This is a genomic window from Vibrio sp. JZG120, assembly GCF_053890955.1.
Genome location: NZ_JBSRRK010000008.1, coordinates 109,205 through 125,540 on the forward strand (window position 1 = coordinate 109,205; position 16,336 = coordinate 125,540).

Annotated in this window: 10 protein-coding genes; 2 read left to right on the forward strand and 8 right to left on the reverse strand. The window is 46.5% G+C overall.

What is annotated here, in order from left to right; genetic code table 11:
• Nucleotide 1: 1 nt before the first annotated feature.
• The 5 genes from ACWPOD_RS16750 to ACWPOD_RS16770 form a co-directional block, all read right to left on the reverse strand.
• Nucleotides 2–922, reverse strand: coding sequence for a GGDEF domain-containing protein (locus tag ACWPOD_RS16750; protein WP_046874992.1), 921 nt, complete (start codon nt 920–922; stop codon nt 2–4).
• 286 nt (nt 923–1,208) lie between these two features.
• Nucleotides 1,209–1,637, reverse strand: coding sequence for a cysteine desulfurase sulfur acceptor subunit CsdE (gene csdE, locus ACWPOD_RS16755; RefSeq protein ID WP_256953047.1), 429 nt, complete (start codon nt 1,635–1,637; stop codon nt 1,209–1,211).
• Nucleotides 1,638–1,656: 19 nt separating this feature from the next.
• On the reverse strand, nt 1,657–2,466 hold the full coding sequence (gene tcdA, locus ACWPOD_RS16760) for a tRNA cyclic N6-threonylcarbamoyladenosine(37) synthase TcdA (protein ID WP_005380241.1): 810 nt from the start codon (nt 2,464–2,466) through the stop codon (nt 1,657–1,659).
• 99 nt (nt 2,467–2,565) lie between these two features.
• A complete protein-coding gene (mltA, locus tag ACWPOD_RS16765; RefSeq protein WP_272164918.1) occupies nt 2,566–3,669 on the reverse strand; it encodes a murein transglycosylase A in 1,104 nt (367 codons plus the stop codon).
• A 273-nt stretch (nt 3,670–3,942) separates the two neighbouring features.
• Nucleotides 3,943–4,398 carry a DUF2850 domain-containing protein gene (locus tag ACWPOD_RS16770; RefSeq protein WP_005380234.1) on the reverse strand — a complete coding sequence of 152 codons (456 nt, stop codon included), beginning with the start codon at nt 4,396–4,398 and terminating at the stop codon, nt 3,943–3,945.
• 162 nt (nt 4,399–4,560) lie between these two features.
• Here ACWPOD_RS16770 and argA point away from each other — a divergent pair, with 162 nt between their 5' ends.
• The gene (gene argA / locus ACWPOD_RS16775; RefSeq protein ID WP_012841478.1) at nt 4,561–5,898 is read left to right on the forward strand and encodes an amino-acid N-acetyltransferase; all 1,338 of its coding nucleotides are present in this window, start codon (nt 4,561–4,563) and stop codon (nt 5,896–5,898) included.
• A 400-nt stretch (nt 5,899–6,298) separates the two neighbouring features.
• Nucleotides 6,299–6,487, forward strand: a complete 189-nt coding sequence (locus tag ACWPOD_RS16780) for a hypothetical protein (RefSeq protein WP_005380230.1) — start codon at nt 6,299–6,301, stop codon at nt 6,485–6,487.
• 34 nt (nt 6,488–6,521) lie between these two features.
• On the opposite strand, the gene recD is transcribed toward ACWPOD_RS16780, so the two are convergent.
• From recD to recC, 3 genes are all read right to left on the reverse strand, one after another.
• Entirely contained in the window at nt 6,522–8,669 is a 2,148-nt protein-coding gene (gene recD / locus ACWPOD_RS16785) for an exodeoxyribonuclease V subunit alpha (RefSeq protein WP_456232076.1), read from the reverse strand.
• Nucleotides 8,669–12,343 (reverse strand): exodeoxyribonuclease V subunit beta, encoded by a 3,675-nt coding sequence (gene recB / locus ACWPOD_RS16790; protein ID WP_456232098.1) that lies wholly within the window; start codon nt 12,341–12,343, stop codon nt 8,669–8,671. The genes recD and recB overlap by 1 nt, the downstream gene beginning before the upstream one ends.
• Nucleotides 12,344–12,670: 327 nt before the next feature.
• Nucleotides 12,671–16,162, reverse strand: coding sequence for an exodeoxyribonuclease V subunit gamma (recC, locus tag ACWPOD_RS16795; protein ID WP_456232077.1), 3,492 nt, complete (start codon nt 16,160–16,162; stop codon nt 12,671–12,673).
• Between the last annotated feature and the right edge of the window lie 174 nt (nt 16,163–16,336).

Consider the following 16,336-nt stretch of genomic DNA (forward strand, 5'->3'; position numbering starts at 1 on the left):
GTTACTCCATCTGCCTATCCAGAGTCGCCACGCAATTTCTGCCATTTCTTTTCGCAGCATAAAGCGCTTTATCTGCATGCGCATACAAACGTTTGGTGGTTTCATTTCTGCCTATTTCCACCACGCCTACACTCACCGTGACCGGAATTTCAATCTTTTCAAATTCGAACTGACAATTTTGAATGTGGGAACGTACTTCCTCTCCTACCTCTTTCGCCGCCGACAGAGAAGTTTCTGGCAAAATAATCGCAAACTCCTCCCCTCCGACTCTTGCGAAAATTTCGTCTTTGACGAGTAAGTGAGAAACCAAATCAGCTAACGTCTCTAAGACATAATCCCCCGCATCATGACCACGTTTATCATTGATAACTTTAAAAAAATCCAAATCAAATAATAACAACGCGGAGTGATAATCCGGAGCTTGGGATTTAATAACTTCTTCTGTGAGCTTTTCGAAAAAAACACGTCGATTGTAGATGTTGGTAAGAGCATCAATTTGGCTTTGATGGCGAAGAAGGGTTTCAACTCGGTGGCGATTGGAGATGTTGCGTGTAAGAATAAGGACAACGCGACGACCTCGGTATTTTATAGCGAGTGGGCAGATCTTGCCTTCGTAGTATAGGTCGCCTCTTGGCCCACTGTTAGCATCTATTCCCTGAATGCTGTCGGCGCACATCTTGTACTCGATCGTCACAATACTGTCTTGTTTCAGTGACCGATTTATCTGTTCGATAAACCAGTCAGCTTTATCTTTCTCAAGTACGCTGTGCAGCGTCTCACCTATCAAATTACTTCCATCGTGATAGGCTTTTTTATCTGTTCCTCCAAAAACATCAATATAGATACCATCTTCACTCAGAATAAAAGTGGGGTCTGGCATTCCGGATAACACGTCTTGCGCATGTTCCAAGGTGAATTGCATATAGGGAGGTTCCTAGCATTTGTATCTAAGTAACCCAATCGCTTCCAAGTGTGTTTCCACATTGGGGAATAGGAGCGAATGGGGCATATGTCTATTATCTAATATAGACAAATTTTAAATACAATTGAGTTTATAAAAACCAAGTGGGCAATATAATGAACCAGGATCAATAGAATGGTTAATTAGCGCTAAAATAGTCGACCATTTGTATACTTTTTATCCATATGCAAAAAACGCCAAACAGCTAGGCTATTCGGCGTTTTTTAAGAATTGGGAAAATGACTCGTTACACGGCGGTTTGCTTAATCTGCTCTACAATAGCTTTCAAGCCATTACCACGTGACGGGCTTAAATGGGAGACAAGCCCCAGTTGATCAAAATAAGCATCAATATCAAATGCTTGAATTTGATCGGCCGTTTTACCGTCATAAGCTGCTATTACCAGGGCAATCAACCCACGGACGATACGCGCATCGGAGTCCGCACAAAAATGCCAAACGCCATCTTGCTCTTGGCTCACTAACCACACCAAGCTTTCACAACCCGAAACGGTAACTTGTTCTGATTTCAGCTCTTCTGGCATTTGTGGCAGCTTTTTACCCCACTGAATAACCTGACGGTAACGATCTTCCCAGCCTTTAAATTGCTGCATAGTCGCTACAATGTCTTCGCTGGTGATATCTGTACCAAATGGAGATACGGGAAAATCTGTCATGATGCGCTCTTCTTCTAGTTTACTTCTTATATTTTGAAATCAACTTCTCAACGATTCGCGATACCGCGACAAAGCCAAACGTTGCAGTTACGACAGTCGCCGCACCAAAACCGCTAGCACAATCCATACGTTTTGGGCCTTCCGCTGTCGACTTCACACCACACACTGAACCGTCTGCTTGAGGGTACTTCAGCTGCTCGGTTGAAAACACGCAATCAATACCAAACTTACGAGCCGGATTCTTAGGGAAGTTATGATGACGACGCAAGGTGTCTTTGATTTTCTTCGCTAGAGGATCTTGGATCGTTTTCGTTAAATCAGCGACCATGATCTGCGTTGGGTCAACCTGACCACCAGCACCACCCGTGGTGATCACTTTGATCTTGTTGCTGCGGCAATACGCCAACAAAGACGCTTTCGCTTTTACGCTGTCAATCGCATCTAGCACGTAATCAAACTCTTTGCTTAAGTACTCATGTTGATTGTCTGGCGTGATGAAATCATCAATCAGGTTGACTTTACACTCTGGGTTGATCAATTTGACACGCTCGGCCATCACTTCAATTTTGCTTTGGCCAACGGTGCCCGTCATCGCATGAATTTGGCGGTTAATGTTCGTGACACAAACATCGTCCATATCAATCAGAGTTAGCTCACCGATCCCAGTACGAGCCAGCGCTTCCACCGCCCATGAACCTACGCCACCAATACCAATCACACAAACGTGTGCAGCGCGAAGAATGTCCACTTCGCTGTTGCCATAAAGACGACGAGTGCCGCCAAAGCGTTGATTGTAGCTGTCAGATGCTGGGGTATCGAGTTCACGCATATTGAAGTCCAGATGATCGATAGAAAAACAAAGAGTGCGATTTATACGCACTCTTTGATGAAATGTCTAGATAAGAGAGTGTTCCTCTCTCTTGGACGACTATTGTAGCTTTTCTGGCGGTAAAGCCCAAGGCGCTTGAGTTGGTGAGTTTTCTAACCCAAGTTTCCACACTCGACCAAAATGCTTGTAGTGCCCTGCTTCCGTTCCTGCTCTCGCACCAATGCCATGATACAGATCCAAATGGTTCTGTTTTACCGCACCACCAGTGTCTAAAACGATCAGCATTCGCAGTTGATGCGCACCACTCCACGTACCATCAGCATTCAACAGTGGCACTTCCGCCAAGATTGGCGTACCCATTGGTAAGATAGAACGGTCACCCGCGACAGCGGCCATTGGCAACAACGGAATACCAGCCGAGCCTGTTACTGGCGCTTCTGCTTTTGGCGCAAAGAAAACGTAAGAAGGATTTTGCTCCAACAACTCGCGTACTGTTGCATCGTCGTTGTCCATCACCCACTCTTTGATTGCTTTGAGGGACATTTTTTCACGCGGGACTTCACCACGTTCAATCAAAATGCGGCCAATGCTGACGTAAGCTTTGTTGTTTTTACCCGCGTACGCAAAGTACTCCAACGTATCATCATCTTCAAAATGCACATAGCCACTGCCCTGCACTTCCATCATAAATGGGTCGATACGATTAGGCGCGTAACCTAGCACCAAACCTTGTCCATCTAGTGCTCCATTATAGATCTCCGCGCGAGTCGGACAATCTGATGAGCAGTTTGGCTTGCCATAAACTGGGTACTTAAAAATGTCGTTTGGTGTATGACGCAGTTCCATCACGGGAGAAAAGTATCCGGTAAACAGCACATTACCTTTTTTATCACCACCACCCAATTGCGCGGCTTGAATGCCAAACACACTCAACGCACTGGTATCTCCGCTCTGTTGCGCCCACTCACTTAATCGTTGATATAGCGGTTGGTACATCTTCGCCATGGATGGTGACTTTATCACCACTTGCTCTGCTTGCTTGTTAAATTCAGTAAAATCGCGTGGTTTGTTAGACTCAACCACATCCACTTGATTGAGGATCTGAGGAAACTCACCATCAAGATATTGCTGAGCACGATCATTTTGTTGAGCACAGCCAAAGAGTAGGCTCAAAGAGATAATAGGAAGGAGTTTTTTTAACACGTGTCTTTTCCGTAAAAGAGAATAGCAAAAGGATGGCAAACAAATGCATACGGTGCAATTGAAAAGCAACGACAAAATGTTTCAACGCTAAGCCAATCCGTTTACTCGTTGTGAATTCATTCAGTTAATGCAACATGATAGCAGCGGAAGAATTACGGAATTGTCCGGATTATGTTTGAAAGTAAGATTTACTGATTGAGAGATGAAATTGTGATCATCCATGTGACTCACAGACGCAAGAGATCTCTGCTTAACAGACAATGATAAAAACGACTATCTTACCGCAATCCTTGCACGCCCCTCTAGACGGAATACAGGTAGATAATGCGCATTGGCATCCAGCTTCATTTCTGCATGCTGCTTACCCACAAAATTGAAGTGCCGCTCATTTGAACCCACTCGATACGAAAACGAATCCCCATCGAATTCAAAACTGGTCGCCACTGTAGAACCATTTACGGTAACACCGCGCTCACTCAACACAAATTCTTCACGAGCATAAGGCGCAACATCTTGCTCAACCCAGCGACCATAAATAGTCGATTTAGGAATAGGCGGATTAATGGTTCGAGTAATCAAATCACTATACAGCATGCACACGACAACGGTTCCAACTATCGCTATAAGCATGAGAGAACGCTCTAGCCACTTACGAAGCATTGATTTAGATGACGTTTTTGACAGATTTGAAGCAGTGATCGCAGCATTCTTATTAACAGCAGAAGACATGAGGTTCACGTATTGAGAAAAGACGCGCTCATTGTAACTCTCCCCTTCAACGGGACCAAGAACCTACCTCAATATGTTTGTGCTTTATTCCAAAATTTCACCTTGCCACCAAGTGAATAAAAAGGCATTATTTTGACATAATTAAACAAAGGAATGGCTGTAGTGAAAATTCGTAGTACTGCTCTCGTAAAAGGATTCCGTCAATCAACACCTTATGTCAATGCTCACCGCGGAAAAACCATGGTGATCATGCTGGGCGGAGAAGCCGTCGCACACAAAAATTTTGGCAATATTATTAATGATATCGCACTCATGCACAGCCTCGGAATTAAAGTCGTGGTGGTGTATGGTGCACGTCCTCAAATTAATCAGCTGCTAGAAAAACAAGACCTCACTACGCCTTACCACAAAAATATCCGCATTACGGATGAATCAGCTTTATCTGTTGTTATGCAAGCTGCCGGACAACTTCAGCTTGCGATTACTGCGCGCCTATCAATGAGCCTCAACAATACTCCGATGGCAGGTACCCAGCTCAATGTCGTTAGCGGAAACTACATCATTGCTCAGCCACTCGGCGTTGATGATGGTGTGGACTATTGCCATAGTGGACGCATTCGCCGCATTGACACCGACGCGATTAATCGCACGCTCGACCAAGGCTCTATTGTGCTACTTGGCCCCATTGCGAGCTCTGTGACTGGCGAGTGTTTTAACTTACTTTCTGAAGAAGTTGCGACACAACTGGCGATCAAATTAGGCGCAGACAAACTGATTGGTTTCTGTTCAGAACAAGGTGTCATTGATGACAACGGTAATGCTGTCGCCGAGTTGCTGCCAATTGAGGCGGAGCATGTTATCAAAACGCTCTCTGAAAATACGTCTCCTGACCTAGATTACAACACTGGGACACTGCGCTTTCTTAAAGGCTCTATTGCCGCTTGCCGTGCCGGAGTACCTCGTAGCCACTTGATCAGTTATAAAGTAGATGGCGCCTTAATTCAGGAGTTGTTCTCTTTCGACGGCATCGGAACCCAAGTTGTTATGGCAAGCGCTGAGCAAGTGAGGCAAGCTAATATTGATGATATTGGCGGTATCTTAGACCTCATTCGTCCTTTAGAAGAACAAGGTGTACTCGTTAGGCGCTCTCGAGAGCAGCTAGAACAAGAGATTGGAAAATTTACCATCATCGAAAAAGACGGCTTGATTATTGGCTGTGCTGCCCTTTATCCATACCCAGAAGAGCGTAAAGCTGAGATGGCTTGCGTAGCGATTCACCCTGACTATCGTGATGGAAACCGAGGTTTGTTACTGCTCAACTACATGAAACATCGTTCTAAATCCGAAACCATTGATCAGATTTTTGTCCTCACGACACACAGTCTGCATTGGTTCAGAGAGCAAGGTTTTTACGAAGTCAGTGTCGACTATTTGCCCGGAGCCAAACAAGGGCTATATAACTTCCAGCGTAAGTCAAAAATCTTAGCGCTAGATTTGTAGCTTAACCTTAAATCAGGAAGAGAAATTTAAGGTTCCGCTATACCAACACCTCAAGGTGCGGGATTCAGCTCATTGACGCTCAATCCCACACATCAAGTTTGTTTTGGAGTAAAGCCTCACATAAATCCTGCTTCGAGCTAGTGAGTCATCATGTAAACACCAACTTAGAAATGCGCAAACCATTGCTTAATTTTCGTTCCAATTTTATCTTTTAAATATACATTTGGTTGGCTATACTCTGCTCGCTAGTGATTGGTTTTTAACCAATACGAATGGATCTAGGTGATGTTATGTAGCCTTCACCCTAAAATACTGGGCAATTGAAAAACTAGTTAGCTCCGTATTGCACACCAAGGACAGTTGTTAATCTGACTTTAAATAAGCCGAGACGAGCACTGTTATGAGAACAATCATTTGTAATTCGCTTCAAAGCTTCTGGGATATGGCTGACAATCAGTTTTTAGAAGGCCTAGACGTCCACTGTGTTTTCCCCGTAAATGACGCTATCCGAGATTTTATTCTTGCTTATCAACAGCAATACAAAATACGCAGCGTGTCTTTTACCAACGCGTTTGCAAAACATGCATAAAAGAAGACCGAGCCATAAGCTCGGTCTTCTTGTTTTAGTTAGTAAGCCGCTGTACTAAACCACTCGCACGAGTGGTTTTCACTTTAATGCCTCGCTTCAGAACATTGAGTTCGGCGTAAAGAGCTAAACGCTTTTTCGCGCGGGTAATGCCTGTGTAAATCAACTCACGAGTTAATATCGGGCTAAAGTCTGGTGGCAAAATCATCAGGGTGTAATCAAATTCACTGCCTTGCGATTTGTGGATGGTCATGGCGTAAGCCGTTTCATGTTCAGGTACTCGGCTTGGCAAGACCGATTTCACACTGCCGTCAGGTAACTCGAAAAAGACTTTCAAACGCGGTTCTTCTTCACTGTCATCTCGCATGCAAATACCAATATCACCGTTATACAAACCTAGACCATGATCATTACGCGTAACCATGACAGGTCTACCGTGATACCAAATTTCATCCTGAACCTGAATGAACTTGCGCGCCGCGAGCGCTTTCTCGATGCGCTGGTTTAGCCCAGCAACACCAAAGTCACCTTCACGAATCGCGCAAAGCAGTCGGCATTGGTTGAAGGTATCTAATACCGCTTTGGCTTTACGCGTTAGCGACTCTGGCTCTCCGGTTTCAGGATCGGTTTCCTGTTGTCCAATGCGTTTGAGGTAACGACCGTATTCCTGCACCAACGTCTGCATCATTTGGTTGTAGTGCTGACTACTTAGCGCGAAATGTTCGATATCAGAAAAGTCACGCGCCCAGACGTTATCTACGCTCGCTGCAGAACCTGAGTTAACCGCTTTTGCCAACTGACCAATGCCTGAGCGAGCATCAAATCGGTAGCTCTTTTGCAGCATACATAAACTATCGGCAATGCTAGATGCACTGTTACCCGTATGGGCTAAAGTATCGAAACCCGTCAGTTTTGCGATGGCTGATGCCTGCTCTTTGCCATAGCCCAATGCATGGAACGAACAAATATCACCCAACACAGCCCCAGCTTCAACTGAAGCAAGTTGGTCTTTATCACCTAGCAAAATCAGCCGCGCATGTTTCGGTAAGGCATCGACCACTTTATACATCATTGGCAAGTCGACCATCGACGCTTCGTCGATAACTAAAATATCCAAATGAAGTGGATTTTGCTTGTTGTGACGGAATTCTGCGCTATTAGGAATCGCGCCCAGCAACCGATGTAAGGTGCTTGATTCAGTCGGAATTTTGGCTTTTAGCTCCAGAGAAACTGGCAGCTCTTGCACCGCTTTACCAATGGACTCGGTTAATCGCGCCGCCGCTTTCCCCGTCGGGGCCACCAGCTTGATGGTTAGATTTTTCTCGTGCGTCGCCTGTTCAATCAAAGCGGCAAGCAATTTGGTTACCGTCGTCGTTTTACCCGTACCTGGGCCACCAGAAATCACAGCAAATCGACGAGTTAACGCAACCGCCGCCGCGACTTTTTGCCAGTTCACACAAGCTGAGAGTGGTACGAGTTCATCCAGTATTTGCAAATCTTGAACTTTGCGCGCATTGCTAAGCACTGCATCAATCGCGGGCCAATCCAACGATTCGCTTGCGACCACATCAAGGTGATCACACACCAATTGTTGACGCAACACTTGGTTGCTGCTTCCCGCTTCTACTGCTTTGCCCAACGCGTTAAACAGAAAATGGTATTGGCGTGCGAACAGATGGTTGAGCAACTCCGATAATCGCGCAAACTCTTGTGCTTGCAAGTTAACTGCGGCGCCCAACTGATTGAGCTTTTCCGCCAGTGTCACTTCATAATGCCAATAGCGGTGCAGATACAGACGCTCGCCATCGAACATCAGCGGTAAGGCTTCTCCTTGCGCGCCGACCACGGTGGAATTTTTTAATACTTGAATCCAGTCTATGCCTTGCAACTGAGTATTAAGCGCCAATGCCGACTCACCAAACAGCCCTAGCTTACTGGCTAAATCCGTAGATTGCCCTTGTGCATCGAACAGAGACAGACAGATATGTCCTTTGCCAAGCTCACTACTGACAACACCAGCGATAAACGCCAGTGCTTGGCTATCCGACGATTCCTCATGCGTTTGAGAATCAATAAAACAGGCGAATTGGTAGTCGAGCTGACGAATAGCACCTTTGTGCGCCAAGCGTTCCAGCACTACCAATAGACTATCTTGGTCAGAATGAAGATTGTGATTTGTCGTCATTAAAGTAGCTCCATCTGCCCGGCTTGAGTTGAGCGCGTTTCAAGTACTTGACCATCAATCAAACGATCCATCTCTTGTAAGAACTCTAAGGTTGGTTTCGCGGCAAAAATGCCGTGGTCACTCTGCCCATCCATGCCGCGCAAGAACAAGTAATACACGCCACCGAAGTGCTGCTCATATTGATAATTCGCCAATCGGCTGCGTAGGAAACGATGCAGTGCTAACGCATAAATCTGATACTGCAAATCGTAGCGGTGATCCGCCATGGCCGATTTCAGAGCCTCACCATGGTAGCTCGTTACATCGTCGCCAAGATGATTCGATTTCCAGTCAAGCACGTAGTATTTACCTTGATGTTCAAACACCAAGTCGATAAAACCTTTGAGCATGCCTTGCACGGTTTGGAAACCTAAATCCCCCGCTTTCGCCGACAACGGATCGTGACGTTGAATGACTCGGTTTAACGCCGGTGCAGACAACACTTCAATCGGCAACAAAAATTCCATCTCCACCAAACGTTGCGACGGTGCTTTTTGATTCAGCAGCAAAGACTTACCATCCAACGGCGTTGCGAGTACGGTATCAATCAATTGTTGTAAAATGGGCAACCACTCTTCATCGAGCTGTTCGCTTTCCATCAAACCAAGGATGATTTGTGTATTCTCTTCAGTAGTGGCTGGCTGAGTAAATTCAATTTCCTCAAACAAGCTGTGCAGGAACGTACCCGGACGCGCACCACGAGGGAAGGTAAAAATAGAGCGCTCTGGCTCCACCAAATCCGCTTCGTCTTGCTCTTCAGATGAGTCGATATCAAAACCCGTAATCTCAATCGTGGCATCATGCTCGGCGTGATGAGAGCCTTGCTTGACCAAGCCAGAATAACTGGTGATGCGCCAGTTTCTGTCGATAGGGTTTTGCAGTTCTTTCGCGCTAAGATCGTGTATTTCTTCTTGTGGCGCTACGTACTTCTCTTCGAGTTGCTGCGGCGGTTCGGCCACAACGACACAATCAAGCTCGTCTTGTTGCTTTGTTAAACCTTGGTGCAAATCGTTAATGCCACCTTCTTGACCATTTTGAATCAAATAGCCAATTGCACTGCGGTGTACGCCGGTTGGCTCTTTGGTCGAACGGCCATTGCGCAAAGGCGAGGCACCGATAAAACACGCATACACAGCTCGCGTTAGTGCCACGTATATCAAGCGTAAGTCTTCCGCCAAACGCTCTTTATCCGCTTGCTTCATGGACGCATCGTTGCCAGTGATATCCAGTACCGTGCGGTCATTGGCTGCATCGTAATATTTTGCTTCGCTGGCTTCTCGATAGCTGAACACAAACGGCAGAAATACGAGGTCATACTCCAAGCCTTTTGATTTGTGAATAGTCACGATCTGCACTAAGTTACGTTCCGATTCTAAACGTTGGATTTGGTCGTCACTGCCGCCCAAACCGTTTTCCGCATCACTGATAGACTGAGCGAGCCAACGCAGCAGACCGTGGTCGCTATCCAGTTCATTACTGGCTTGTTGAAGCAGTTCACCGATGTGCATTAAATCGGTAAGTACTCGCTCACCATTCTCACCCTGTGAACTCGCACCTTCTTCTAGTAATCGCTCGGCAATATGGCGTTTGCTGATCACCGCGCGTAACATCGGCAGCACACCACGCTGAACCCAAAGTTTGCGATATTCTTTGAATTCGTTTACGGCATTTTCCCACACCACTTCATCGTTATTAAGCGCATCCAAACTTGCTGCATCGAGGGCAAATAGCTCAGAGGCAAGACTTGCACGCAGCGCACGGTCATTTTCTGGAGTCAGCACCGCTTGCAGCAAACGCTGTAAATCCTGCGCCACCGAACTGGTAAACACACTGTCTCGGTTAGACAGGTACACGCTGGCAATGCCTTGATCAGCCAACGCTTGTTTGATCATTCGACCTTCACTACCTGTTCGAACCAACACCGCAATATCGCCCGCTTGAACCGCTTTCTGTTTTTCACCATTCACCAGACACGCTTGCCCCTGTTGAGCCTGCGTCAAAATGGTTTGGATTTGGCTTGCGGTCGCCTCTGCCATTCGAGTCAAATACTCGCCTTTTGGTAGCGGTTTATCGTCCGCTTCTTGCAACCAATAGGTCAGCGCGGGTTGCTTTTGGCCACCCATAGTCCAAATGCGTTTTTCGGCATTGGGACTGTACTTAACGGGTAAGAACGGAATATCCGAATCATAGATAAATGGACTGTCTGGCAAAGCAAATACTTGGTTTACCGCCTGCACCATATCTGCGCTAGAACGCCAGTTGGTTCCTAACGTGTAGTGGGCACTTACTTGGTTACGTGCTTTGATATAAGTGAAAATGTCTGCGCCACGAAAGCCATAAATCGCCTGCTTGGGGTCACCGATCATAAACAAACCACATTCCGGGTTGTTCAGATAAATACGGCTGAAAATACTGTATTGAAGCGGATCGGTATCTTGGAACTCGTCAATCATTGCGACAGGGTACAAAGTACGAATACGCGCCGCTAAAAGCTCGCTTTCGTCCGTATCGATAGAAGCAGAAAGTTGTGTCAGCAAATCATCGAAAGAGAGCCACTGTTTTTGATTTTTCGCGTTGGCCAGCATCACACGACAATGCTCAATCGCATGCGCAAGCAGTGGCGCTTTTAAGCTGATTGGATTGGCAAGAAATGTTTCAATGGCTTCAAATACCGCATGCTGCGGCGCACTGCCTTTCGGTGTTTTTTCCAACAAGACGTTTTGCGCGAATTTCTCCAGCTTGTCTGGATAATCGTAACCTGTAGTTTCCGTTGCCGCCCAAGCGTTTACCGCCTCCAACCACGTCGGCAGAGACTTTTTGGTGTAGCTGCGTTTGTTAATATCTGAATCTGAAATCAGCGTTAAGAAGTCATCTTGGCTTTCTCGCCACTGTGCTTTTAATTCATCAATTTTTTTCAAATTTTCAGTATGAAGATCAGCCAAACTACCTTTCATTGCAGGAACAGAAAGGCTTAACAGCGCACCGGTTAAGTAATTGCTGATGTCAGACAACAACGCAGATGGAGAGCTCCATAGCTGGCGAATTTCTCCAGCCAAGGTAAATGGCAACGGGTAAAAGTTGCGGCGCCAGTAATCGGCTACAACTTGCGATTTTAGGTGACTTTCATCGGTCACAAACTCGTTATTAAATCGGCTGCCAGATTCAAACGCATTTTGCGTTAGCATACGTTGGCAAAAACCGTGAATGGTGTAGACCGCCGCCTCGTCCATCTGACGCTCTGCCTGCAATAAAATTTCTGCGGCTTGCTTGTGATCGTCAAACTCATTAAGCAAAGGTTGGATCACCGGATCGGAACTCTGTCCACGCGCAAACGCGATTCGCGCGTCATGGATCCTTGCCCTGATACGATCTCGTAATTCCGCAGTTGCCGCTTCGGTAAAGGTTACGACCAGAATTTGGTCGACTGTAAGCGGTACGCGATGTCGAGTTTCCTCGCAGCCGTGACCAAGCAAAAGGCGCAGATATAAACCTGCAATAGTGAAGGTTTTACCTGTACCTGCTGATGCCTCGATTAACCTCGTGCCATGCAGAGGAAACGTCATCGGTTCTAGTGGCGTTGGTTGAGGTTGCTCTGTGCGGTCTAACGTATGTAGAGGACACTCTGCACCTGACATTTGATCCATAACGCTGAATCTCTCCGGATTATTTACTAGGACGTATCACCTAATAAATGTGATCTATAGTTAAAAATTCTATTAATATGTTTAACAAGTTGGATAATTTAGAGCTTTGTGAGATCTTTCTCACGGTTATCCATAAGACGTACCGTTAGTATGCGCCCCACGAGATAAGCCAAACCTTTTTGGCGGCACAACTCAAATGAATTAAACAAAAGTATCATGGTCCCTCTGACCTTGTGGCCGTACAGCGAACGCCCTACAAAAAATAATGATTTTCTGGCGGCCACCCTACTCTTCCTTCTCTTTATCCAACTGTCTTTATTACGCTTTTACGTCATCAGCGTCTTGAATCGCTAAGCGCGCACCTTGCAAAACTAATGCTGTCAGCAAACGAACTTCTGAGGCCAACTCATCATTCCAAGCTGGCCAAATTCGAGAGATGTACGCATTATTGCCTTCGCCCGGGCTCATGAAGCCATCATTGAATGCGTCAGCCATTTTCTTCAAAGATTTCTCTTCGTCATCGACCCACTGACCGCGGCTAAAGCCCGCTTCAACACAAGCCAACGCCGTTTTCGGGAAATAAGGCAAAGGCTTAGTCATGCCTTCGAAGAATAAGCGAACTAATTCAGTCAGTAGCTGTTTGGCATACTGCGCATCGGCAATTTCTGGGTAGATTAAATGCAGCGCACCTTCTTTACGATCGTAACCAATGATGTGGGTTTTCTTAGCATGACCCGACGCCGACATGGCAAGGTGATCGATCCACGCAGCAAGGTAATCCTGAGCTCGAATCTTACCGCTTCGGTAGCGAATCAACCCAGATTGGTAACACTGGGTTAGCCAACCTGTTAGGCGAACGTTTTTCTCTTCGCCTTCATTTCGCTCAAATAAGGAGTCAAACGTCAGGTCGATTTCCAAATCGTCTTGAGGCGCACCAGATAAAAACGCCAGTTTATCCACCAGCTCTTCCGCCTGAACTCGGTTGGTTTCAAACTCGATATCACCAAACGCCCCCACCGGCAGTTTGCCTTGCGCGCGCTGTTGACTCATAAAGTGTTTAAGCACCTCTGTTTTTTTCTCTGGCTGCATCAATGTCGTTTCAAGCAAGGTTTCTAACAGCTCATCACGCATTTGATAACTTTCCAAACCACCTAAAACAAAGGGTTCGTCGTCTTCCATCACCGGCAGTGGCGGTTCAAAGATTACTTTTAAGCGACGATTGAAAAAATACTGCACCGGTAAGCGCCAGAAACGTTGCAATTCGACTAAGTCGAGCTCAAGTGGGAACGTCGCTCCTAACAGATAGTCGTCTAATGCACGGTTAAAATCACGACGAACATAGCCTTGCGATTGACTACTTTGAGTCAATGCCGCTGGAATCCACTCTTTCGCGTAGCTGGCGTGCATGCCTTGGAACGCACTTGGGCTAAACGGCACCATGGCGTGGGTATTCACCAACGCGTTTAACAAGTTGTCGCCAGACTCATCAACGGGCAACGCTTCATCACCACTTAAACAATAGTTTTGGTGGCAGTATTCCATCAGCTCAGAAACCAATACCGAGGGCACTCGCTCGGTGTTGTCTTGGATTGAACGGCCAACATAACTGATGTACAGCGTTTGCTGTGCAGACAACATCGCTTCGAGGAATAGGTAACGGTCATCATCTCGGCGTGAACGGTCGCCCGGCTTGGTTCTTCCCGTCATCAAGTCAAAGCCTTCTGGCGGCATGGAGCGTGGATACACGCCGTCATTCATCCCCAGTAGACAAACGGTTCTAAACGGAATAGAGCGCATCGGCATCAGGGTACAAAAGTTCACTTGACCAGCCAGGAAGCGCTGGCTGACTCGTGTGCCAGATAATTTGTTTTGAAGGTATTGGCTGATGATCGACGGCGACAACGCATCATCAAATGCGGCATCAGCTAATTGCTCTTTGAGTTGGCTGAGCGTATCGCGAATGGATTTGAGCGCCATTTCGCCCTCTAACTCAACTGAGAAGAAGTCATCCAGCAGTGAAACCAAAGTCTCTCGCCAACCATCAATAGTCTGAACATGAGAAAGTTTGCTTCGATAAGTGCTAATTTGTTGGATAAAGTGTGCCAACTTGCCCGCCAGCTCTGCGCCCATGCCTTGCACTTCGTTGTACGGAGATAAACTGCCTTGCTCGGTTTCAAACAAACCTGCGGATTCTGGCATCGCGTAGCCAAGCAACATGCGTTGAATACCAAATTGCCACGTGTTTTGACGGGTTTCCGGCAGTTCAAATTCGCGTCCGGTATTGGCATCCAACCCCCAGCGAATTCCCGATTCCTCAACCCATTGTTTGGCTTGTAAGAAATCATCTTCGCTGAGTTCAAAACGCTTTAATATCGCTGGAGTTTCCAGAAGTTCGAGTAGTTCTGATGCCAAACAGCGCGTATTGGGTAAGTTCACCAACTGCATAAATGCGGCCAGAATTGGGCTCTCTTGATCGGCGGTTCGGTCAGAAATCGAATATGGAATAAAACGCTCACCCGGTGCGTTACCAAAGACCGCCTGAATCGCAGGGCTGTAAGCGTTGATGTCCGCGACCATCACGATAATATCGCGCGGTTTTAACGTTGGGTCAGCATCGAACATCGCCAATAGTTGATCATGCAGCACTTCCACTTCACGCATCGGGCTGTGACAAGCGTGTAGGCTCAGTGATTTATCACCCAAGCTAACCACTTGTTTGTGATGACTGTTTTCAATCTGTTGGTCATCTTGATGTTCTTCAAGATTGAGAATATCCGCTTGCAATTGATGGAGCAGACTGTCGCGCTCAACATCAACAAAGGCTTCAATTTCATGAGATTCCAGCTGAGACAACAGATACATATTGTCACGCCCGAGTTTACCCATGGACGCCAACAGACTGTTTCCAACCACATCGGTGTGCAGCTCATCGATCACATTATCTTCCAATGAGCCTTTCAGTTGCTCAGTTTCACCTTGCACTTCCGAGTGATCGTCCTGCCACACAACGTGCTGACGATGTTTCGCCGCCAAACGAGCCAGATATTTGCGATCTCGAACTTCACCCCAGTAATAACGACACGGGTTGGTGAACATCAGATGCACGTCGATGTGTTCACCAATTGCTTTTAGCGCATCCATATAGCGAGGCGGCAACGACGAAATACCAAAAACAAACAAACGCTTGGGTAAATGGTCAAAATTGCCGTTAAAACTCGCTAATGTGTCGATAAAGTGCTCATAAAGGTTGGCACGGTGATAAGGAGACTGTCCTAATGACACAGTGTGATCGTACAACGCTTGCCACAGGATCGGCTGCCACGGATGCTCATCTTCCAGCTCTGGCACACTCTGCCCAGCTTCCCAACTTGCGATCCATTCCGGACGATACACCAAGTAACCATCGAAAATATCGGCAATTTTCTCAGCCAGCTGATACAGCTTAGAGTGGTCACTGTCATCTTTGAGGTACTGCGCTAACGGCGAAAACACCTCTTGGTTGAGAAGCCCCGGAAGCAGATGCATCAACTTCCACGTCATCGCTTCTTTGTTAAACGCACTGCGTTTTGGCACGTCTGGCAACACCTGCGTAAACATATCCCAAATGAAGGTAGCAGGAAGCGGAAAATCAATGTTCGCGGCAACACCAAACTCTTTGGCCAATTCCATTTTTAGCCACTGGGACATGCCCGGACTTTGAACCAGAATTTGTTCTTTTTCGAACGGGTTTTCCAGCGGACTGATTCGAATCAGTTCGACAAGGAGTGATTTGAGAACGTCAACTTGGTTGGAATGATAAACAGTAAACAAATTGGGAATACCGAGCGCCGATTGAAACTGTTAGCTAGCTTAGCACAGCCCCATTTAAACCCGCAGTGATCTCGCGTTCGGAAAAAACAAAAGGTTATATATCACTCAAATAGAGTATGAATCTTCTTAATTTTCACATGTCAATCAATTCTGACACCTCCATACAAAATGTGA